Genomic DNA, 20,012 nt, shown 5'->3' with positions numbered 1-20,012 from the left:
TGGTCACGCCACCCGCCACTCCAGCGCTTCGCCGGCGGCCAGCGGCACCAGCGATGTCTCGCCGAATGGCACTTCGTCCGGAATCACATACGCCTCGCGTCGCAACGTCAGCGTGCCGGTATTGCGCGGCAGGCCGTAGAAGTCCGGGCCATGGAAACTGGCGAAACCCTCCAGCCGGTCCAGCCGCCCGGCCCGCTCGAACGCGGTGGCGTACAGCTCCATGGCATGCAGCGCGGTATAGCATCCCGCGCAGCCGCAGGCATGTTCCTTCAGCCCGCGCGCATGCGGCGCGCTGTCGGTACCCAGGAAGAAGCGCGGGCTGCCGCTGGTGGCAGCCTCGACCAGCGCCTGCCGGTGCACTTCGCGCTTGAGAATGGGCAGGCAATACCAGTGCGGCCGCACCCCGCCCGTAAAAATGGCATTGCGGTTGTACAGCAGGTGCTGCGGGGTGATGGTGGCGCCGATGGGGCCTTCGGCGTCGCGCACGTACTCGGCGCCGTCCTTGGTGGTGATGTGCTCGAACACCACTTTCAGGCCCGGGTAGGCACGGCGCAGCGGCTGCATGACGCGCTCGATGAACACCGCCTCGCGGTCGAACACATCGATGTCCGGGTCGGTCACCTCGCCATGCACCAGCAAGGGCATGCCGCAATGCTCCAGGGCCTGCAGGGCCTTGCCGCACTTGCCCAGCAGGTCGGTCACGCCGGCATCCGAATTGGTGGTGGCGCCCGCCGGATATAGTTTCACGGCGTGGACCTGGCCCGACGCGTGGGCGCGGATGATTTCCTCGGCCGGCGTGTTGTCGGTCAGGTACAGCGTCATCAGCGGCGTGAAATCTCCCACGTCGCCATGCCGGCGCAGCGCGTCGTCGATGCGCTGCCGATAGGCCAGCGCCTGCTCGGTGGTGGTCACCGGCGGCCGCAGGTTCGGCATGATGATGGCGCGCGCGAATTGGCGGGCCGTGTCACCCACCACGGCTTGCAGTGCGGCGCCGTCGCGCAGGTGCAGGTGCCAGTCGTCCGGGCGGGTGATGGTCAGTTGCGTAGCGTTCTGAGAGGACATGAAAGCGGAAAATGGCGGCTCAATCGGCCAGAGGCATGCCGCGTTCGGCCAGGGCGCAGAACATCGCGCTGCCCAGCGGAATCACGGCATCATTGAAGTCGAAACGGGAATTATGCAATAGGCAGCCCGACTCGGCGCCGCCCTGCCCCAACCGGAAATACGCGCCGGGCCGCGTCTGCAGCATGAACGAAAAATCCTCGGAACCCATCGAAGGCGTCAGGTCGCGCACCACGTTTTCCTTGCCGACCATGTCGGTCGCGATGTCGGCCACCAAGTCGGCATGCTGCGGCGTATTCAGGGTGGCCGGATAAATGCGCTGGTACTCGATTTCCGCGGTGGCGCCGAAGCCGCCTGCCACCGCGCCGACCAATTCGCGCATGCGCGTTTCCACCATTTCCTGCACCGACTTGCGGAACGTGCGCACCGTGCCGACCATCTTGGCCTCGCGCGGGATCACGCTCATGGCGCCCGGGTGCCCGGCCTGCAGCGAGCCGATCGACAGCACCGCGGAGTCGAGCGGATTCACATTGCGCGACACAATGGTCTGCAGCGCCGTGATGACGTGGCCGGCGATGGTGACTGGGTCGATGGTCTGGTACGGATGCGCGCCATGGCCGCCCCGCCCGGTGATGGTGATCTCGAAACGGTCTGCGGCCGCCATCATGGGGCCCGGGTTGATGCCGACCGTGCCCGGCTTGAGGCCTGGCCAGTTGTGGAGTGCGTAAATGGCATCGCACGGGAAGGTGTCGAACAGCCCGTCCTCGATCATTGCCTTGGCGCCGCCCCTGCCTTCTTCGGCCGGCTGGAAGATCAACACGGCAGTGCCGTCGAAGTTGCGCGTCTGCGCCAGATAGCGCGCCGCGCCGATCAGGATCGCGGTATGGCCATCGTGCCCGCAGCCGTGCATCAGACCCGGCTTGCTCGACTTGTAGGCGAAGTCGTTGTCTTCGGTCATGGGCAAGGCGTCCATGTCGGCGCGCAGACCGATCATGCGCCCGCTATCGCAGCGCCGTCCGCGTATCACCCCCACGACGCCCGTCTTGCCGATGCCCCGGTGCACTTCCAGGCCCAGGGCCTCCAGCGCGCCGGCCACGATGCCGGACGTGCGCACCTCTTCGAAACCCAGTTCCGGATGGGCGTGCAAATCGCGGCGTATGGCCGTCAATTCGTCGTGAAACAGGCGGATGGATTCGAGCGCGGATCTGGCGTACATGAGACGTTACACACCTTGGTAATGGGGTGTCCAAGTCCCCATTTTAGTTGCTACAGAGCATAAATGGCTTTGTCTTTGGCTGGGAGACACGTTATGCTCCGCCCGCAGGACAATTTTTCCAACAGCCAGAGAAGGAGCGCCGCATTATGGCTACAACCTCCAAACCCGCGACCGCACGCAAGCCGAACGCCGCATTCATGAAGCCGCTGACCCCCAGCGCAGAGCTGGCCGCCGTCATTGGCTCCGAAGCCGTGCCGCGCACCGAGGTCACCAAAAAGATCTGGGAATACATCAAGAAACACAACCTGCAAGATGCCAGCAACAAGCGCAACATCAACGCCGATGCCAAGCTGCGTCCGATCTTCGGCAAAGACCAGGTCACGATGTTCGAACTGACCAAGCTGGTCAACGCCCATCTGAAGTAAGCCGGCAAAGGGCGTACCTGGTACGTCCCTGCCCTCCGCCCGACGCGCGCGCCAGGGCCGCTGCTCCAGGCTCTACAAGCCTGTATTCCTCGTCCGAGCCCCCTGCCCGCACAGTGCACTCCGGCCGGCGCCGATGCACCCGCCTGGCGGACTCCCAAAATACAAACGGCTGACCTATTGGTCAGCCGTTGTCATATGGCATGGCCTTCAGGCGTAGGATGTAGGCGCAGACCCTTCCAGCAAGGCCAGCCAGCCCTTGATCAGGCGGTACAGCACCCACACCACGGTGGCGGCCAGGCCGATCCAGCCAATGAAAATCAGCGTGGCGATGGCACTGATGGCCAGCCACAGCAATGCCCACCAGAAGGTGCGCAGCAGCCAATCGAAATGCGCGGCATACATGGTGCCCGCCGTATCGGCACGCTTGACGTACATCAGCACTACAGCCGCCAGCGTGGCAATGCCAAGGAAGCCGCCCGTGAGAAAACCCAGCGCATACAGGCCATAGGCCACATGGGTCAACGTGCGCAAATCGGGGGAATTGCTGGGTAGGGAAGTCTGGGGATCGCTCACGATAGCCGCTCCATCGAATAGATTTAGTCAATCTTACCGCACAAAGACGCATGCCCGGGGTTGGCGGCAGGCCGTGTTACCGCGATGTGGCGGGGTCGCGACGCGAGATGGACTTATGGCGCTGCAAAAGCAAAACCCCAGTGAGGGATGCTCACTGGGGTTTTGGGGGATAAGAGCCTGACGATGACCTACTTTCACACACGGATGTGCACTATCATCGGCGCGAAGGCGTTTCACTGTCCTGTTCGGGATGGGAAGGAGTGGGACCACCTTGCTATGGTCGTCAGGCGTAGCGGGTTGGGCGCAGGCCTGTGGCCGGCGCCCCAATTCGGAAGAAGCACATCGCGCCCGGGATGGGGCGAGGGTTATGAAGTTTGTTTGAACGGCACTTGAATGCTACGCGCTCATACCAGGTCTATAAAACCCGCAGAGTTATAGGATCAAGCCGCACGGGCAATTAGTATCGGTTAGCTCAACGCATTACTGCGCTTCCACACCCGACCTATCAACGTTCTGGTCTCGAACGACCCTTCAGGGGGGTCAAGCCCCCGGGATACCTAATCTTCAGACGAGTTTCCCGCTTAGATGCCTTCAGCGGTTATCTCTTCCGTACTTAGCTACCCGGCAATGCCATTGGCATGACAACCGGTACACCAGAGGTACGTCCACTCCGGTCCTCTCGTACTAGGAGCAGGCTCCGTCAAGTATCCAACGCCCACGGCAGATAGGGACCAAACTGTCTCACGACGTTTTAAACCCAGCTCACGTACCTCTTTAAATGGCGAACAGCCATACCCTTGGGACCGGCTACAGCCCCAGGATGAGATGAGCCGACATCGAGGTGCCAAACACCGCCGTCGATATGAACTCTTGGGCGGTATCAGCCTGTTATCCCCAGAGTACCTTTTATCCGTTGAGCGATGGCCCTTCCATTCAGAACCACCGGATCACTATGTCCTGCTTTCGCACCTGTTCGACTTGTCAGTCTCACAGTCAAGCACGCTTATGCCATTGCACTATCAGCACGATTTCCGACCGTACCTAGCGTACCTTCGAACTCCTCCGTTACGCTTTGGGAGGAGACCGCCCCAGTCAAACTGCCTACCATGCACTGTCCCCGATCCGGATAACGGACCAAGGTTAGAACCGCAAACAAACCAGGGTGGTATTTCAAGGACGGCTCCACCGAATCTGGCGACTCGGTTTCTGCGCCTCCCACCTATCCTACACAGGCCGGTTCACAGTCCAATGCAAAGCTACAGTAAAGGTTCATGGGGTCTTTCCGTCTAGCCGCGGGTAGATTGCATCATCACAAACACTTCAACTTCGCTGAGTCTCAGGAGGAGACAGTGTGGCCATCGTTACGCCATTCGTGCAGGTCGGAACTTACCCGACAAGGAATTTCGCTACCTTAGGACCGTTATAGTTACGGCCGCCGTTTACCGGGGCTTCGATCAAGAGCTTGCACCCCATCACTTAACCTTCCGGCACCGGGCAGGCGTCACACCCTATACGTCGACTTTCGTCTTGGCAGAGTGCTGTGTTTTTAATAAACAGTCGCAGCCACCGATTCTCTGCGACCCCATCGAGCTTGGCGCGCAGGCGCCTCACCCTACCGGGGTATACCTTCTCCCGAAGTTACGGTATCAATTTGCCGAGTTCCTTCTCCTGAGTTCTCTCAAGCGCCTTGGAATATTCATCCCGTCCACCTGTGTCGGTTTGCGGTACGGTCTCGTACAGCTGAAGCTTAGAGGCTTTTCTTGGAACCACTTCCAATCACTTCGATCCACATGGGATCTCGTGCCACACCCTTGAATTACGCGCCCGGATTTGCCTAAAGCGCCTTCTCCAATGCAGCAACAGGGACATCCAACACCCTGATGACCTTCCGCGATCCGTCCCCCCATCGCACTGTACGACGGTGCGGGAATATTAACCCGCTTCCCATCAGCTACGCATCTCTGCCTCGCCTTAGGGGCCGACTCACCCTGCGCCGATGAACGTTGCGCAGGAAACCTTGGACTTACGGCGAGGGGGCTTTTCACCCCCTTTATCGCTACTCATGTCAGCATTCGCACTTCTGATACCTCCAGCAGCCTTTACAAGCCACCTTCGCAGGCTTACAGAACGCTCTCCTACCGCGTGTACAAAGTACACACCCGCAGCTTCGGTTTATCGCTTGAGCCCCGTTACATCTTCCGCGCAGGACGACTCGATCAGTGAGCTATTACGCTTTCTTTAAAGGATGGCTGCTTCTAAGCCAACCTCCTGACTGTCTATGCCTTCCCACTTCGTTTCCCACTTAGCGATAATTTGGGACCTTAGCTGGCGGTCTGGGTTGTTTCCCTCTTGAGTCCGGACGTTAGCACCCGGTGCTCTGTCTCCCAAGCTGGACTTGCGGGTATTCGGAGTTTGCCATGGTTTGGTAAGTCGCCATGACCCCCTAGCCATAACAGTGCTCTACCCCCCGCAGTCATACTTGAGGCACTACCTAAATAGTTTTCGGAGAGAACCAGCTATTTCCAGATTTGTTTAGCCTTTCACCCCTATCCACAGCTCATCCCCTAGTTTTTCAACACTAGTGGGTTCGGTCCTCCAGCACGTGTTACCGTGCCTTCAACCTGGCCATGGGTAGATCATCTGGTTTCGGGTCTACACCCAGCGACTGATTCGCCCTGTTCGGACTCGCTTTCGCTACGCCTTCCCTATCCGGTTAAGCTCGCCACTGAATGTAAGTCGCTGACCCATTATACAAAAGGTACGCCGTCACCCCATTAAGAGGCTCCGACTGTTTGTATGCATACGGTTTCAGGATCTATTTCACTCCCCTTCCGGGGTTCTTTTCGCCTTTCCCTCACGGTACTGGTTCACTATCGGTCGATCACGAGTATTTAGCCTTGGAGGATGGTCCCCCCATCTTCAGACAGGATTTCACGTGTCCCGCCCTACTTCTCTTACGCCTAGTTCCACCAGCCAGATTTCGTCTACAGGGCTATCACCTGCTACGGCCGGGCTTTCCATCCCGTTCGACTATCTGATTGGCTAAATCGTAAAGGCTACTCCGATTTCGCTCGCCACTACTTTCGGAATCTCGGTTGATGTCTGTTCCTCGAGCTACTGAGATGTTTCAGTTCACCCGGTTCGCCTCCACTGGCCTATGTATTCAGCCAGGGATACCGCTTGCGCGGTGGGTTTCCCCATTCGGACATCTGCGGATCAAAGCTTGTTTGCCAGCTCCCCGCAGCTTTTCGCAGGCTACCACGTCCTTCTTCGCCTGTGATCGCCAAGGCATCCACCATATGCACTTAGTCGCTTGATCCTATAACACTACCGTCTTATAGGACGCTGATATGTTTCGCGTTTGTGCCGTTCATAAGTTTCAAAGCTATCCCGATCCAACTGCGACCGGAATCTTGAGACTTGGAACTAAATCTATGCAATCACAACCCGTGCTCATTTTCATCGGCTCGCGCCAACTACTACATGAACACACTTTCGTTGTGCTTCTTCCTAATTGTTAAAGAACGATGTATAGCTTGCATTGGGCAAAACCCAACGCACAGGGCCGACTCGCAACCCTGGGCGTTGAACTCTAGCGCGTGGTGGAGGTGAACGGGATCGAACCGATGACATCCTGCTTGCAAAGCAGGCGCTCTCCCAGCTGAGCTACACCCCCGTATCCCCTCATCCGCGACCACTACCGGCCGCCGCCACAGGAAATACCTGGTGGGTCTGGTTGGATTCGAACCAACGACCCCCGCCTTATCAAGACGGTGCTCTAACCGACTGAGCTACAGACCCAAAAACCCTCTTCGGATCAGCAGTCAGGGTCGCGGCCCAGGGAGGACTCCCCCTCACCCAACGCCCGCAACCGATCCCGGCTACACATGTCAACAACCGATAAGCGTGGACGCTTAATAGTCCGCACTTCAAGCTCTTAAAGGAGGTGATCCAGCCGCACCTTCCGATACGGCTACCTTGTTACGACTTCACCCCAGTCATGAATCCTACCGTGGTAATCGCCCCCCTTGCGGTTAGGCTAACTACTTCTGGTAAAACCCACTCCCATGGTGTGACGGGCGGTGTGTACAAGACCCGGGAACGTATTCACCGCGACATGCTGATCCGCGATTACTAGCGATTCCGACTTCACGCAGTCGAGTTGCAGACTGCGATCCGGACTACGATCGGGTTTCTGGGATTGGCTCCCCCTCGCGGGTTGGCTGCCCTCTGTCCCGACCATTGTATGACGTGTGAAGCCCTACCCATAAGGGCCATGAGGACTTGACGTCATCCCCACCTTCCTCCGGTTTGTCACCGGCAGTCTCATTAGAGTGCCCTTTCGTAGCAACTAATGACAAGGGTTGCGCTCGTTGCGGGACTTAACCCAACATCTCACGACACGAGCTGACGACAGCCATGCAGCACCTGTGTTCCGGTTCTCTTGCGAGCACTGCCAAATCTCTTCGGCATTCCAGACATGTCAAGGGTAGGTAAGGTTTTTCGCGTTGCATCGAATTAATCCACATCATCCACCGCTTGTGCGGGTCCCCGTCAATTCCTTTGAGTTTTAATCTTGCGACCGTACTCCCCAGGCGGTCAACTTCACGCGTTAGCTGCGCTACCAAGGGCCGAAGCCCCCAACAGCTAGTTGACATCGTTTAGGGCGTGGACTACCAGGGTATCTAATCCTGTTTGCTCCCCACGCTTTCGTGCATGAGCGTCAGTGTTATCCCAGGAGGCTGCCTTCGCCATCGGTGTTCCTCCGCATCTCTACGCATTTCACTGCTACACGCGGAATTCCACCTCCCTCTGACACACTCTAGCCCGGTAGTTAAAAATGCAGTTCCAAGGTTAAGCCCTGGGATTTCACATCTTTCTTTCCGAACCGCCTGCGCACGCTTTACGCCCAGTAATTCCGATTAACGCTTGCACCCTACGTATTACCGCGGCTGCTGGCACGTAGTTAGCCGGTGCTTATTCTGCAGGTACCGTCAGTTGCCCCAGGTATTAGCCAGGGCCGTTTCTTTCCTGCCAAAAGTGCTTTACAACCCGAAGGCCTTCATCGCACACGCGGGATGGCTGGATCAGGGTTGCCCCCATTGTCCAAAATTCCCCACTGCTGCCTCCCGTAGGAGTCTGGGCCGTGTCTCAGTCCCAGTGTGGCTGGTCGTCCTCTCAAACCAGCTACGGATCGTCGCCTTGGTAGGCCTTTACCCCACCAACTAGCTAATCCGATATCGGCCGCTCCAATAGTGCGAGGCCCGAAGGTCCCCCGCTTTCCCCCATGGGGCGTATGCGGTATTAGCTACGCTTTCGCGTAGTTATCCCCCGCTACTGGGCACGTTCCGATACATTACTCACCCGTTCGCCACTCGCCGCCAGACCGAAGTCCGCGCTGCCGTTCGACTTGCATGTGTAAAGCATCCCGCTAGCGTTCAATCTGAGCCAGGATCAAACTCTTCAGTTCAATCTCTGTAGTTCGCGCACCGCTACCGAAGTAGCAGCACTTTGCTCAAAGGAAGTGAGGTTCGATGAATATCTTTGACATATTCAAGGTTCTTCACTTCGATGTGAGCACTTGGTTCTCTTTGGCCTGGCAAGCCCGGCTTACGCCAGACCCGCCTCGCGCGGCCCACCAAGCGCCCACACTTATCGGTTGTTTCGTTGTTAAAGAACAGGTACCGCTCACTGCCCGCCAGCTGCTTCGCAACCGGCTTGCTGTCTCAGCAGCACAGAAACGAGATTATGAGGCCTTTTTTAAAACCTGTCAAATCGATCGAATCTGACTTGCTGTTGGCTTGCTGCCTGGACATCAGGGTTAACCCTGATGTTTTCGTCAACTGCCAAGCCCGAAATCTTAACACGACTTTTGCAATTCGTGCAACAACGCTGTGAGGCATCGTGCCATTCGCCGCAAAAGATTCCGGCCCTTCGCCACCTGGAAAATCACGTTCAGGAAGCGAAGGAGCGAGACTATAGCACAGATGACAACGGCGTGACGGCCAGTACGACACTATTTTTTGAAACCGCCAAAACAAACAGGGACGGCCAGGGGCAGACCGCCCTTCTATACCTATAGCTACAGGCGCAGCTCGGTGGTTTCTTTGATTTGCTGCAACGCGAAGAAGGACTTCATGTCCACCACCGCGGGATGGCGCATGAGCGTGTCCATGGCGAAGCGCGAAAAATGGGCCAGGTCGGCCACTTGCACGCGCAGCAGGTAGTCCATGTCGCCGGACATGGCATAGCACTCCACCACTTCGGGCCAGCGCTGCACGTCGCGGGCGAACTCGCCCATGGGCGCGTGGCTGCCGCCGACATGCTTGTTCAGGCGGATGGTGACGTACGCCAGCAGGCCCAGGCCGACTTTCTCGGCGTCGACCAGGGCGACGTAGCGCTTGATGAAACCCCGCTCTTCGAGCCGGCGCACCCGGCGCAGGCACGGGCTGGGCGACAAGGAGACCCGGTCGGCCAGTTCCTGGTTGCTGAGGCGGCCGTCGCGCTGCAATTCGGCCAGAATTCGTCGATCTGTCCTGTCCAGCTCTGTATCTGACATTATCTGCCTCGAATATATATTGATGAGCAATATTATTGCTCAATACCGGCCTTATCGGGGCATGTTTGCAATCGTCTGCTGCGCTTTGCTACCTACAATCTCCGTCCTAGACTTGATTTTCGAGTCCTCCAACACGACACAAGGGAGCGCCTCTCATGAACACCTCTTTCCAGACCTGGGACAACCCGATGGGGACCGCCGGCTTCGAGTTCATCGAATATGCCGCGCCGGACCCGGCCGCGCTGCGCAAGGTATTCGAGACACTGGGCTTCAAGGCGATCGCCCGGCACCGCCACAAGGACGTAACGCTGTACCGCCAGGGCGGCGTGAATTTCCTGATCAACGCCGAACCCGACTCGTTCGCGCAGCGCTTCGCCCGCCTGCACGGCCCGTCGATCTGTGCCATTGGCTTTCGCGTACAGGACGCGGCCAAGGCCTATAAGCGCGCGCTGGAGCTGGGCGCGTGGGGTTTTGATTCGCACAGCGGCCCGATGGAACTGAACATTCCGGCCATCAAGGGCATTGGCGATTCGCTCATCTACCTGGTGGACCGCTGGCGCGGCAAGAACGGCCATGGCGGCATCGGGGACATCAGCATCTATGACGTGGACTTCGAGCCGCTGGACGTGCAGACCGCCGCCAGCGACCTGACGCACGCCGGCGCGGGGCTGACGCTGGTGGACCACCTGACGCACAACGTGCACAAGGGCCGCATGGCCGAATGGTCCGAATTCTATGAGCGGCTGTTCAACTTCCGCGAGATCCGCTATTTCGACATCGAGGGCAAGGTCACCGGGGTGAAGTCCAAGGCCATGACCTCGCCATGCGGCAACATCCGCATCCCGATCAACGAGGAAGGCACGGAAGAGAAAGGCCAGATTCAGGAATACCTGGACCTGTACCGCGGCGAAGGGATCCAGCATATCGCCATGGCGACCGACGACATCTACGCGACGGTCGAGGCGCTGCGCCAGAACGGCGTGGCGTTCCTGGATACGCCGGACACCTACTATGAGCTGCTGGACCGGCGCCTGCCGAACCATGGCGAAGACGTGGCGCGCCTGCAGAAGAACCGCATCCTGCTCGACGGCGCCCCCGGCGGCGGCCTGCTGCTGCAGATCTTCACCGAGAACCAGATCGGTCCGATCTTCTTCGAGATCATCCAACGCAAGGGCAACGACGGCTTCGGCGAAGGTAATTTCAAGGCGTTGTTCGAATCCATCGAGCTGGACCAGATGCGTCGCGGCGTCGTCAAGGCCGTGGACTGACACCGGCCTGCAGCGTCATCGCGCCAGGCGGTCGCGGAACTGCTTGCGGAACTTGGCCACCTTGGGCGCGATGACGAACTGGCAATAACCCTGCTCGGGGTGCATGGCGAAATAATTGCGGTGGTAGTCTTCGGCCGGCCAGAAAGTGGCCGGCTCACGCAGGTGCGTGACCAGCGGGGCGTCGTAGATTTGCTGCGCCTCGATCTCGGCCATGACCTCCTGCGCCTGCTGGCGCTGCGATTCGTCCTGCCAGAAGATGGTGGATTCGTATTGGGGGCCGACGTCGTTGCCCTGGCGGCCCGGCGTGGTGGGGTCGTGGGTGGCGAAGAAGACGCGCAGCAGGTCGCTGTACGAGAGCACGGCGGGGTCGAACTCGACCCGCGCCACCTCGACGTGGCCGGTCTGCTTGCCGCACACTTGCTCATAGGTGGGGTGGTCGACGTGGCCGCCGCTATAGCCCGGCACGACGCTGACCACGCCGCGCAGGTCGGCCAGCACGGCCTCGACGCACCAGAAGCAGCCGCCGCCCAGCACGGCGACCTGGTTATTTGCTGCAGAAGCTTGTTCCGACATGGCGATTCCTTGTTCAAAGGGCGGTGCCGCGGACGGCCCGCCGGGCGCGCCGAGCGAGGTTATTGGGGCTTGGCGGGCGCCAGGGAGAGGATCCATTGCGCCAGTTGGCGCGCTTCGTCTTCGCCGACCTGGCGCTGGGCCGGCATGGGGACCGCCCCCCAGGCGCCGCGGCCGCCGTTGCGGATCTTGTCCGCCAGATACTGCACCATGGCGTCGCCCTGCCCGGCATAGCGTTCCGCCACGCTGCGCAGGGGCGGCCCTACGCGCTTGCTATCGACTTGGTGACAGGCCATGCAGGCCTTGTTGCGCGCCAGCTCGGCGCCGGTTTCCTGGGCCGGCGCGGCGGCCGGCAGGCCCGCAGACAGGACGCAGGCGGCCACTGCCGCCAGACTACTCTTCAAACGCATCGGTGACTGCCCCACGGCTGGCGGTGCCGGCCAGCTTGCCGAACTTGGCAAGCACACCGCGCGTGTACCGGGGCTTGGGCTGGACCCAGGCCTCGCGGCGCGCCGCCATTTCCTCGTCAGAAATATTGAGTTGCAGCAAAAGCTGGTGAGCGTCGATGGTAACCGAATCGCCCTCGCGGATCAGGGCGATGGGGCCGCCCACATAGGCCTCGGGCGCGACGTGCCCCACGACCATGCCCCAGGTCCCGCCGGAGAAGCGCCCGTCGGTGATGAGCCCGACGGTCTCGCCCAGTCCTTGGCCGATCAGGGCGGAGGTGGGGGCCAGCATCTCGCGCATGCCGGGACCGCCCTTGGGGCCTTCGTAGCGGATCACCACCACGTCGCCGTCGCGGATGCGGCGGTCCATGATGGCGGCCATGGCGTCGTCTTCGGAATCGAAGACGCGCGCGGGACCGGTAATGGAGGGATTCTTCAGGCCGGTGATCTTGGCCACGCAGCCTTCGGGCGACAAGTTGCCCTTGAGGATGGCCAGGTGCCCGTGCGGATACAGCGGACGGTCGATGGGGCGGATGACGTCCTGGTCGGCGCGCGGCGCGGACGGCACGTCGGCCAGCGTCTCGGCGATGGTCTTGCCGGTGATGGTCATGCAATGCCCGTGCAAGAGGCCGGCGTCGAGCAGGAGCTTCATGACCTGCGGGATGCCGCCGGCCCGGTGCAGGTCGGTGGCCACGTAGCGGCCCGACGGCTTGAGGTCGCAGATGACCGGCACGCGCTGGCGGATGCGCTCGAAATCGTCGATGGTCCAGGGCACTTCGGCGGCGTGGGCAATGGCCAGGAAGTGCAGCACGGCGTTGGTGGAGCCGCCCGTGGCCATGATGACCGAGACGGCGTTCTCGATCGATTCGCGGGTAATGATGTCGCGCGGACGCACGCCGCGCCGCACGGCATCCACCAGCACGCGCGCCGACTCGGCCGCGGAGGCGACCTTCTCGTCGTCTTCGTTGGCCATGGTGCTGGAATACGGCAGGCTCATGCCCAGCGCCTCGAAGGCCGAGCTCATGGTGTTGGCGGTGTACATGCCGCCGCACGAGCCCGACCCGGGAATGGCGCATTTCTCGATCTGCTTGAAGTCCTCCTGGTCCATGCGGCCCATGGTGAACTCGCCCACGGCCTCGAACACCGACACGATGGTGAGGTCCTTGCCCTGGTAGCGGCCCGGCTTGATGGTGCCGCCGTAGACATAGATGCCGGGCACGTTCATGCGGGCCAGCGCGATCATGCCGCCCGGCATGTTCTTGTCGCAGCCGCCGATGACCACCACGCCGTCCATCCACTGGCCCTGCACGGCGGTCTCGATACAGTCGGCGATGACTTCGCGCGACACCAGCGAGTATTTCATGCCCTCGGTGCCCATGGACATGCCGTCGGAGATGGTGGGCGTGCCGAACACCTGCGGATTGGCGCGCGCCGCCCGCACCGCCTCGATGGCAGCGTCGGCCAGGCGCTGCAGGCCGCTGTTGCAGGGCGTGATGGTGGAATGGCCATTGGCCACGCCGATCATGGGGTTTTCGAAATCCGCCTCCTGGTAGCCCAGGGCGTAGTACATGGCCCGGTTGGGCGCGCGGGCGACGCCGTGGGTGATATGGCGTGAACGTTCGTTGTTCGGCATGGTCTGTCTCCGGTATTGCGCGATGGCGCGGTCGCCCGCGATGCCGGGGCGACACGTTCGCCGGTTATTATCGACCAATCTTTTTCTGCGTGGCGGAATATGCTGCACTATCCCGAATTCGATCCCGTGGCCCTGCGCATCGGCCCCCTGGCCATCCATTGGTATGGCCTGATGTACTTGGTGGGCTTCGCGCTCGTCTATGCGCTGGGCCGCGTGCGCCTGGCGCGCGGCCACACGCCGGCCTTCACCCCGCGCGACCTGGAAGACCTGATTTTCTACAGCGTGCTGGGCGTGGTGCTGGGCGGCCGGCTGGGCTATGTGCTGTTCTACAAGCCCGGCTATTACCTGGCGCACCCGCTGGAAACGCTCTACCTGTGGGAAGGCGGCATGTCCTTCCACGGCGGGCTGATCGGCGTCATCCTGGTGATGCTGCTGTTCGCGCGCAAGAAAGGCGTGTCGTTCTTCACGGTCAGCGATTTCATCGCGCCGCTGATCCCCCTGGGCCTGGGCGCGGGCCGGCTGGGCAACTTCATCAATGGCGAACTGTGGGGCCGGCCCACGGATGTGCCCTGGGCGATGGTGTTCCCGCAGTCGGGCGACGGGCTGCCGCGCCATCCGTCGCAGCTCTATGAACTGGGACTGGAGGGCATCGCGCTGTTCGCGCTGTTGTGGTGGTTTTCCAGCAAGCCGCGCCCCACAGGCCAGGTGAGCGCGCTGTTCCTGATCGGCTATGGCGCGTTCCGGTTCCTGGTGGAATTCACCCGCGAGCCGGACGACTTCCTGGGCCTGCTGGCCGGCGGCATGAGCATGGGACAGTGGCTGTCCCTGCCCATGGTGCTGGCCGGAATCGCGATGTACGTGCTCAGTGCAAGACAACCGTCCCGTTGACGGCGATGCTGACGGTGACCTTGCCCGCCTCGAGCGGCACATCGGCCGCTTCGGCCATGCTGCTCTTGGCCATCATCTGGGCGCCCATGGGGCGCGGCACCGGCACCGGCGAGCCGCCGCCGCTCAGTTCGAGCTGCCGCACCTGGTAGCCGCTGAAGCCGAAGGCCGTGGCGGCCGCCAGCGCGCGGTCGCGGAAGGCTTCGGCGGCCTGGCCGAGCAGCTTGCGCTCTTCGGCCTCGCGCGCTTCGCGTGACAGCAGGAAGCTGATCTGCGCGATGGCGGCCTTGTCGCCCAGCTTGGACGCGAGCGCCGAGGCGGCGGCGAAGTCCTTGGATTCCAGCGTGATTTCACCGCGGGCGCGCCAGTTCTGGATCTTGCCCTTGTCGTTGGCATTGGGCCAGACGTTGTAGCCGCCGGTGCGCACTTCCACGCCCTTGGTTCCCTGGGCCCGCTTGACGACTTCGTCCAGCGCGGCGGTCAGGGCCTTGCCGGCGGCCGCCTGGGAGGCCGCCTCGAGCTCGGTGGCCAGGGTGATGCGTACCGTATCCTGTTGCACATCGGACGAGGCGGAAGCCTGGAGCGTGAGCTCGGGCGCGCGCTTGGCGGGTGCTTCGGCCTGCGGCGCCTGCTGCGGCTGCGCCCAGGCCGGCTGGGCGGCCGCCAGGGCCAGGGCGGCGCAGCACGCGGCGGCGATCCGAGTCAACGAGAACGCGGGATAGGAGTGCATGGCAAACCTGTCAGAGTGGAGGGAAAGAGAGGAAGTGGATGTCCGGCGCGGACCTGCCGCTGTGCAGGCCCGCCGGAGTAGATGCCCCGCCTGTGCCGTCTAGGCCGGCATCTCGAACCGTAAGGTTCAAGGTGGTCGCGTTCCGTCGAGCGTCGGGTTCGTCTGCGAGAGACGATCGCTCCAGCTCGCCATTCACGCAACCATATGCCGTAAGACATAGGTTCAGAGAATGTATGGCCGAGTCACGAACACGGCAGGGACAAACTGAAAAACAATGCGTGATGACCGACACGCTGGGGGCTTGCGCCCTACAGCAATTTTTCCTGCCCGGACAAGGCGTCGTCGAGCAAGGAGTTCATGTCCTCGATTCTACGCTTGAAGTCGCCGACCGCCAAACCGCCCAGAGGTCCGTCGGGCGCTTTCATGGCCAGCAGCTCGCCGGCGATCTGCAGCGCGGCCATGACGGCGATGCGTTCGTTGCTGGAAACCTTGCCGGAACCCTGGATGCGAAGCATGAGGTGGTCGACATGGCGCACCGCGGCCATTAGCGCGGGTTTTTCGTCGGCGGAGCAGGCGAGCGAGTAGTCGCGGCCCAGGATGGTGACATCGATGCGTTCCATTACGGCTGTTCTCCGGTCGGCGCGCCCGGCAGCTTGGCCAGGACGGTGTCGATGCGTTCGCGCGCGGCGGCGGCGGCGACGCGCAGGCGCTGGAGATCGGTGTCGCGCGCGCTGAGGCTGCCCTGCAGCTCGGCCTCGCGAGCGCTGGAGCGCGACTCGACGGCCTGGCGCTCGGCGGCTTCGCGGGCGAGCTGCTCGCGCAGGTCGGCTTCGGCCTGGCGGGCTTCCGCCAGCATGCCGGCGACGGTGCCGTCGTGCTCCTGCAGCTTGGCTTGCAAGGCCTGGATTTCGGCCTGGTGCTCGGCGCAACGCTGCTCGAGCGAGCGCTGGCTGGCTTCACTTTGGCTCAGGCGGACACGCAACGCATCACGCTCGGCATGCAGTTGCCGCGTGCGTTGCACCAGTTGCCCGATACGGGCGGCGAGTTGATCGAGGTCTTGCAGCATGGGCGCTATCGTAAACCATCCGCGGGCTGGCCGGGCGGCCGCACGCAAGGTGAGAAATACGGCAATATTCGGTAGGACTTCGGGACAGGCCCGGGCGTACGAACCAGAAGCATAAAACGTCCGTCGAGCCGGTGGCGGCTTTCGCCCTTCTTTCTATTTACTTTCACTTTGCTTTCATTCCGGAGCCGTTCTGCCCCGGGGTTACAACTTGGACGCCCGTTCTAGGGAAAACCCCATATTTGCGGCCGTTTGCGCGGGTTTGCAGCCCCTGACCCCTCCATTACCATGCGCGCTGCCCAAAAGGCGCCTCCTTCTCCAAGAACAAATGGCATACCGAATGCCTTCGTGCGCCGCTTCCGCATGGGACCGGCTTCAACTCACATGCTGTAAATAGGAGTAGACCATCATGCAGCTACGCAATAGGCAGGACTTCTGGTCGGGGGTGATGTTCATTGCCCTTGGACTGGGATTCGCCTGGAAAGCGGCGAGCTACCAAATGGGTACCGCCGCCCGGATGGGACCGGGATATTTCCCTTTCGCGCTGGGCCTGGTCCTGGCCGTGCTGGGCGCCATCGTGCTGCTCGGCTCGCTGGCCAAGAACGCCACGGAAACCCATGTCGACAAATTCGATTGGCGGATCACCTTCCTGGTGATCGGCTCGGTGGTCCTGTACGCCCTGATCCTGAAGCTGCTGGGCGTGTATATCTCGGTCTTCGTGCTGGTGGTGGCGAGCAGCCTGGCAAGCCATGAGTTCAATCTCAAAGTGGCGGTGGCCAACGGCATTTTCCTGGTGGTGTTCTCATACCTGGCGTTCATCAAGGGCCTGGGCTTGATCTTCCCGCTGTGGCCGTCGTTTCTGGGCATGAACTGAGTTAAAGGGAAGAGACTGTCATGGAATTGCTGGAACATTTGTCGCTGGGCTTCTCGGTGGCGTTCACGCCCGAGAACCTGGCCTACGCCCTGCTGGGCTGCATCCTGGGCACGCTGATCGGGGTGCTGCCCGGCATCGGCCCGGTGCCGACCATCGCCATGCTGCTGCCGATCACCTACGTGCTGCCGCCGGTGGCCGGGCTGATCATGCTGGCGGGTATTTACTACGGCGCGCAGTACGGCGGCTCGACCACCGCCATTCTGGTGGCGCTGCCAGGCGAGACATCCGCGGTGGTGACCGTGCTCGACGGCCACCAGATGGCCCGTAACGGGCGCGCCGGCGCCGCGCTGGCCATCGCCGCGATCGGTTCGTTCTTCGCCGGCTGCGTGGCGACGCTGCTGCTGGCCGCCTTCGCGCCCCCGCTGGCCGAAGTGGCGTTCAAGTTCGGCCCGGCCGAGTACTTCTCGCTGATGACCCTGGGCCTGGTGGGCGCCGTGGTGCTGGCCTCGGGCTCACTGCCCAAGGCGATCGCCATGATCGTGCTGGGCCTGCTGCTGGGCATGGTGGGCACCGACGTGAACTCCGGCGTGGCCCGCTTCGACTTCGGCATCCCCGAACTGCAGGACGGCATCGACTTCGCCATCGTGGCCATGGGCGTGTTCGGCTTCGCCGAGATCATGACCAACCTGGAGCAGAAAGAGAACCGCGTCGACATCACCGACAAGATCGGCACGCTGTACCCCAACAAGCAGGAGTTCAAGGAAGCCGCGCCGGCCGCCGTGCGCGGCACGGTGCTGGGCTCGATGCTGGGCATCCTGCCGGGCGGCGGGGCGGTGCTGTCGTCGTTCGCGTCCTACACCCTGGAAAAGAAGCTGTCCAAGAACCCCGAACGCTTCGGCAAGGGCCACCCGGCCGGCCTGGGCGGTCCGGAATCGGCCAACAACGCCGCGGCGCAGACCTCGTTCATCCCCCTGCTGACCCTGGGCATCCCGGGCAACGCCGTAATGGCGCTGATGGTTGGCGCCATGACCATCCACAACATCCAGCCCGGCCCGCAGGTCATGACCAGCCATCCGGAACTGTTCTGGGGCCTGATCGCCTCGATGTGGATCGGCAACCTGATGCTGGTGGTGCTGAACCTGCCGCTGATCGGCCTGTGGATCAAGCTGCTGAAGGTGCCCTACCGCATCCTGTTCCCGGCCATCCTGGTGTTCTGCACCATCGGGGTCTATTCGCTGAACTACAACACCTTCGACATCTTCACCACGGCCATCTTCGGCGTGGTGGGCTATGTCTGGGCCAAGTTGAAGTGCGAAGGCGCCCCGCTGCTGCTGGGCCTGGTGCTCGGCCCCATGATGGAGGAGAACTTCCGGCGCGCCCTGCTGCTGTCGCGCGGCGATTTCTTCACTTTCGTCGAGCGGCCCCTGTCGGCCTCGCTGCTGGCCGCCGCGGTGATCCTGGTGGTGCTGGTGGCCCTGCCGTCGATCCGCAAGAAGCGCGAAGAAACCTTCGTCGAAGAAGACTGACCCGTTGCGCCGGCGACGGCGCCATGGCGGACGAACCAGGCCCCCTCGGGGGCCTGGTTTTTTTGCGGCAACCGACCGGCACGGAGGGCCTGGCGGCCGGCCTGTCTTGGGTCAAGGCGCGCCGGAGGTGTCAGACACCCCATCGGGGTGTCTGACACCTGATCCCCCCGGGGAGCCTGGTGCCTGGCCGGTCCCGCGCGGTCGCGCACGGCGGGCGGATTGGGGTAATGTTCTGCTTTCCACACTGCTCAAACCCGGGAGACACAGCAATGGCATCCATCGGTTCCAGGGACTACGACAAGGTCGTGGCCCAGAAAGTCGCGTTCCTCGGCCTGGGAGTCATGGGTCTGCCCATGGCGGGCCACCTGGCGCGCGCCGGCCACGAGGTCACGGTCTACAACCGCACCCCCGCCAAGGCCCAGGCCTGGACCCAGGAATTCGGCGGCAAGAGCGCCGCCACGCCACGGGAAGCCGTGGCCGGGGCCCAGATCGTGTTCGCCTGCGTCGGCAACGACGACGACCTGCGCAGTGTGGTGCTGGGTGAAGACGGCGCGTTCGCGGGCATGGCGTCCGGCGCCATCTTCGTCGACCACACCACCGCGTCGGCCGACGTGGCGCGCGAGCTCTACGCCAAGGCCCGCGAACAGGGCCTGCAGTTCATCGACGCACCGGTTTCGGGCGGCCAGGCGGGCGCCGTCAATGGCGTGCTGACGGTGATGTGCGGCGGCGAAGCCCAGGTATTCGACGCCATCAAGCCGGTGGCCCAGGCCTACGGCCGCGCCGTGACGCGCGTGGGCGGCCCGGGCGCCGGCCAGCTCGCCAAGATGGTGAACCAGATCTGCATCGCCGGTATCGTGCAGGGCCTGTCGGAGGCCATCGCGTTCGGCCAGGCGGCCGACCTGGACATGAAGCTGGTGCTGGACGTGATCAGCAAAGGGGCCGCGCAGAGCTGGCAGATGGAAAACCGCGGCAGCACCATGGTCGACGACAAGTTCGACTTCGGCTTCGCTGTCGACTGGATGCGCAAAGATCTCGGGCTGGTGCTGGCCGAGGCCCGCCACAATGGCGCCCGCCTGCCGCTCACCGCGCTGGTCGACCAATTCTATGGCGACGTGCAGAAACTGGGCGGCGGCCGCTGGGATACCTCCAGCCTGATCAAGCGCCTGCGGGACTGAGCCGGCATGG

Annotated in this window: 17 protein-coding genes, 2 tRNA genes, 3 rRNA genes and 1 other RNA gene; 7 read left to right on the top strand and 16 right to left on the bottom strand. The window is 62.2% G+C overall.

All coding sequences use genetic code 11. The features are described from left to right. Positions 1-3: 3 nt before the first annotated feature. Complete coding sequence (gene pyrC / locus ACKTT0_RS12425) at positions 4-1,062, bottom strand: dihydroorotase (RefSeq protein ID WP_407850188.1); 1,059 nt, start codon at positions 1,060-1,062, stop codon at positions 4-6. 19 nt (positions 1,063-1,081) lie between these two features. Further along, entirely contained in the window at positions 1,082-2,275 is a 1,194-nt protein-coding gene (locus ACKTT0_RS12420) for a M20 aminoacylase family protein (protein ID WP_407850187.1), read from the bottom strand. A 146-nt stretch (positions 2,276-2,421) separates the two neighbouring features. Between ACKTT0_RS12420 and ACKTT0_RS12415 the strand changes: the two genes are divergently transcribed. Next, on the top strand, positions 2,422-2,700 hold the full coding sequence (locus ACKTT0_RS12415; RefSeq protein WP_006217453.1) for an SWIB/MDM2 domain-containing protein: 279 nt from the start codon (positions 2,422-2,424) through the stop codon (positions 2,698-2,700). 207 nt (positions 2,701-2,907) lie between these two features. Here the strand turns inward: ACKTT0_RS12415 and ACKTT0_RS12410 are convergent, their stop codons facing one another. The 6 genes from ACKTT0_RS12410 to ACKTT0_RS12385 all read right to left on the bottom strand — a co-directional run bounded on the left by ACKTT0_RS12410 (position 2,908) and on the right by ACKTT0_RS12385 (position 8,743). Continuing rightward, complete coding sequence (locus tag ACKTT0_RS12410; RefSeq protein WP_407850186.1) at positions 2,908-3,273, bottom strand: DUF4870 family protein; 366 nt, start codon at positions 3,271-3,273, stop codon at positions 2,908-2,910. Positions 3,274-3,448: 175 nt separating this feature from the next. After that, positions 3,449-3,561 (bottom strand): 5S ribosomal RNA (gene rrf, locus ACKTT0_RS12405). 148 nt (positions 3,562-3,709) lie between these two features. After that, positions 3,710-6,592: ribosomal RNA gene (locus tag ACKTT0_RS12400) — 23S ribosomal RNA — on the bottom strand. Positions 6,593-6,873: 281 nt separating this feature from the next. After that, positions 6,874-6,949 (bottom strand) — tRNA-Ala (locus ACKTT0_RS12395). Positions 6,950-6,997: 48 nt separating this feature from the next. Continuing rightward, positions 6,998-7,074, bottom strand: a tRNA-Ile gene (locus tag ACKTT0_RS12390). Between the two features lie 138 nt (positions 7,075-7,212). Then, a 16S ribosomal RNA gene (locus ACKTT0_RS12385) occupies positions 7,213-8,743 on the bottom strand. Together the 16S, 23S and 5S rRNA genes with 2 tRNA genes alongside form the textbook arrangement of a ribosomal RNA operon. 64 nt (positions 8,744-8,807) lie before the next feature. Here ACKTT0_RS12385 and ACKTT0_RS12380 point away from each other — a divergent pair. Next, positions 8,808-9,062, top strand: a complete 255-nt coding sequence (locus tag ACKTT0_RS12380) for a hypothetical protein (protein WP_407850185.1) — start codon at positions 8,808-8,810, stop codon at positions 9,060-9,062. A gap of 293 nt (positions 9,063-9,355) precedes the next feature. Here ACKTT0_RS12380 and ACKTT0_RS12375 read toward each other — a convergent pair whose 3' ends face one another. Then, the gene (locus tag ACKTT0_RS12375) at positions 9,356-9,832 is read right to left on the bottom strand and encodes an Lrp/AsnC family transcriptional regulator (protein ID WP_028355613.1); all 477 of its coding nucleotides are present in this window, start codon (positions 9,830-9,832) and stop codon (positions 9,356-9,358) included. Positions 9,833-9,987: 155 nt separating this feature from the next. On the opposite strand from ACKTT0_RS12375, the gene hppD reads away from it, so the two are divergent. Then, the gene (hppD, locus tag ACKTT0_RS12370; protein WP_407850184.1) at positions 9,988-11,100 is read left to right on the top strand and encodes a 4-hydroxyphenylpyruvate dioxygenase; all 1,113 of its coding nucleotides are present in this window, start codon (positions 9,988-9,990) and stop codon (positions 11,098-11,100) included. Positions 11,101-11,115: 15 nt separating this feature from the next. Here hppD and msrA read toward each other — a convergent pair whose 3' ends face one another. From msrA to ilvD, 3 genes are read right to left on the bottom strand one after another with little or no spacing between them, the layout of a single operon-like run. Then, the gene (msrA, locus tag ACKTT0_RS12365) at positions 11,116-11,673 is read right to left on the bottom strand and encodes a peptide-methionine (S)-S-oxide reductase MsrA (RefSeq protein WP_407850183.1); all 558 of its coding nucleotides are present in this window, start codon (positions 11,671-11,673) and stop codon (positions 11,116-11,118) included. A 59-nt stretch (positions 11,674-11,732) separates the two neighbouring features. Beyond that, a complete protein-coding gene (locus ACKTT0_RS12360; protein ID WP_407850182.1) occupies positions 11,733-12,080 on the bottom strand; it encodes a c-type cytochrome in 348 nt (115 codons plus the stop codon). Next, positions 12,064-13,749: a dihydroxy-acid dehydratase gene (gene ilvD / locus ACKTT0_RS12355; RefSeq protein ID WP_407850181.1), complete on the bottom strand. Its 1,686-nt coding sequence runs from the start codon at positions 13,747-13,749 to the stop codon at positions 12,064-12,066. Before ilvD ends, ACKTT0_RS12360 begins: the two co-directional genes overlap by 17 nt. A 99-nt stretch (positions 13,750-13,848) precedes the next feature. Between ilvD and lgt the strand changes: the two genes are divergently transcribed. Continuing rightward, positions 13,849-14,637, top strand: coding sequence for a prolipoprotein diacylglyceryl transferase (gene lgt / locus ACKTT0_RS12350; RefSeq protein WP_407850180.1), 789 nt, complete (start codon positions 13,849-13,851; stop codon positions 14,635-14,637). On the opposite strand, the gene ACKTT0_RS12345 is transcribed toward lgt, so the two are convergent. The 4 genes from ACKTT0_RS12345 to ACKTT0_RS12330 form a co-directional block, all read right to left on the bottom strand. After that, on the bottom strand, positions 14,612-15,364 hold the full coding sequence (locus ACKTT0_RS12345; protein WP_407850179.1) for an SIMPL domain-containing protein: 753 nt from the start codon (positions 15,362-15,364) through the stop codon (positions 14,612-14,614). The genes lgt and ACKTT0_RS12345 overlap by 26 nt on opposite strands. A 79-nt stretch (positions 15,365-15,443) precedes the next feature. Further along, a non-coding RNA gene (gene ssrS / locus ACKTT0_RS12340) (6S RNA) lies at positions 15,444-15,627 on the bottom strand. A gap of 45 nt (positions 15,628-15,672) precedes the next feature. Then, on the bottom strand, positions 15,673-15,984 hold the full coding sequence (locus ACKTT0_RS12335; RefSeq protein ID WP_028355623.1) for a cell division protein ZapA: 312 nt from the start codon (positions 15,982-15,984) through the stop codon (positions 15,673-15,675). Then, positions 15,984-16,430: a hypothetical protein gene (locus ACKTT0_RS12330; RefSeq protein ID WP_038853907.1), complete on the bottom strand. Its 447-nt coding sequence runs from the start codon at positions 16,428-16,430 to the stop codon at positions 15,984-15,986. Before ACKTT0_RS12330 ends, ACKTT0_RS12335 begins: the two co-directional genes overlap by 1 nt. A gap of 406 nt (positions 16,431-16,836) precedes the next feature. Here ACKTT0_RS12330 and ACKTT0_RS12325 point away from each other — a divergent pair, with 406 nt between their 5' ends. The 3 genes from ACKTT0_RS12325 (at position 16,837) to ACKTT0_RS12315 (ending at position 20,002) form a co-directional block, all read left to right on the top strand. After that, positions 16,837-17,301, top strand: a complete 465-nt coding sequence (locus ACKTT0_RS12325; RefSeq protein WP_028355625.1) for a tripartite tricarboxylate transporter TctB family protein — start codon at positions 16,837-16,839, stop codon at positions 17,299-17,301. A 20-nt stretch (positions 17,302-17,321) separates the two neighbouring features. After that, positions 17,322-18,827 carry a tripartite tricarboxylate transporter permease gene (locus tag ACKTT0_RS12320; RefSeq protein ID WP_094805701.1) on the top strand — a complete coding sequence of 502 codons (1,506 nt, stop codon included), beginning with the start codon at positions 17,322-17,324 and terminating at the stop codon, positions 18,825-18,827. 269 nt (positions 18,828-19,096) lie between these two features. Further along, entirely contained in the window at positions 19,097-20,002 is a 906-nt protein-coding gene (locus ACKTT0_RS12315) for an NAD(P)-dependent oxidoreductase (RefSeq protein ID WP_028354821.1), read from the top strand. Positions 20,003-20,012 lie beyond the last annotated feature (10 nt).

Source organism: Bordetella saccharivorans (assembly GCF_045862855.1).
Taxonomy (GTDB): domain Bacteria; phylum Pseudomonadota; class Gammaproteobacteria; order Burkholderiales; family Burkholderiaceae_B; genus Bordetella_A; species Bordetella_A petrii_F.
The sequence above is the reverse complement of the archived record's forward strand: the minus strand, read 5'-3'. Positions and strand labels throughout refer to the sequence as shown.

Excerpts from the sequence above, each read along its gene's own strand:
- ACKTT0_RS12360 (WP_407850182.1), bottom strand. The coding sequence starts at position 12,080 with ATGCGTTTGAAGAGTAGTCTGGCGGCAGTGGCCGCCTGCGTCCTGTCT.
- ACKTT0_RS12335 (WP_028355623.1), bottom strand. The coding sequence starts at position 15,984 with ATGGAACGCATCGATGTCACCATCCTGGGCCGCGACTACTCGCTCGCC.
- pyrC (WP_407850188.1), bottom strand. The coding sequence starts at position 1,062 with ATGTCCTCTCAGAACGCTACGCAACTGACCATCACCCGCCCGGACGAC.
- ACKTT0_RS12375 (WP_028355613.1), bottom strand. The coding sequence starts at position 9,832 with ATGTCAGATACAGAGCTGGACAGGACAGATCGACGAATTCTGGCCGAA.
- ACKTT0_RS12345 (WP_407850179.1), bottom strand. The coding sequence starts at position 15,364 with ATGCACTCCTATCCCGCGTTCTCGTTGACTCGGATCGCCGCCGCGTGC.
- ACKTT0_RS12415 (WP_006217453.1), top strand. The coding sequence starts at position 2,422 with ATGGCTACAACCTCCAAACCCGCGACCGCACGCAAGCCGAACGCCGCA.
- ACKTT0_RS12315 (WP_028354821.1), top strand. The coding sequence starts at position 19,097 with ATGGCATCCATCGGTTCCAGGGACTACGACAAGGTCGTGGCCCAGAAA.
- ACKTT0_RS12320 (WP_094805701.1), top strand. The coding sequence starts at position 17,322 with ATGGAATTGCTGGAACATTTGTCGCTGGGCTTCTCGGTGGCGTTCACG.
- hppD (WP_407850184.1), top strand. The coding sequence starts at position 9,988 with ATGAACACCTCTTTCCAGACCTGGGACAACCCGATGGGGACCGCCGGC.
- ACKTT0_RS12420 (WP_407850187.1), bottom strand. The coding sequence starts at position 2,275 with ATGTACGCCAGATCCGCGCTCGAATCCATCCGCCTGTTTCACGACGAA.
- ACKTT0_RS12330 (WP_038853907.1), bottom strand. The coding sequence starts at position 16,430 with ATGCTGCAAGACCTCGATCAACTCGCCGCCCGTATCGGGCAACTGGTG.
- msrA (WP_407850183.1), bottom strand. The coding sequence starts at position 11,673 with ATGTCGGAACAAGCTTCTGCAGCAAATAACCAGGTCGCCGTGCTGGGC.
- ilvD (WP_407850181.1), bottom strand. The coding sequence starts at position 13,749 with ATGCCGAACAACGAACGTTCACGCCATATCACCCACGGCGTCGCCCGC.
- ACKTT0_RS12325 (WP_028355625.1), top strand. The coding sequence starts at position 16,837 with ATGCAGCTACGCAATAGGCAGGACTTCTGGTCGGGGGTGATGTTCATT.
- lgt (WP_407850180.1), top strand. The coding sequence starts at position 13,849 with ATGCTGCACTATCCCGAATTCGATCCCGTGGCCCTGCGCATCGGCCCC.
- ACKTT0_RS12380 (WP_407850185.1), top strand. The coding sequence starts at position 8,808 with ATGAATATCTTTGACATATTCAAGGTTCTTCACTTCGATGTGAGCACT.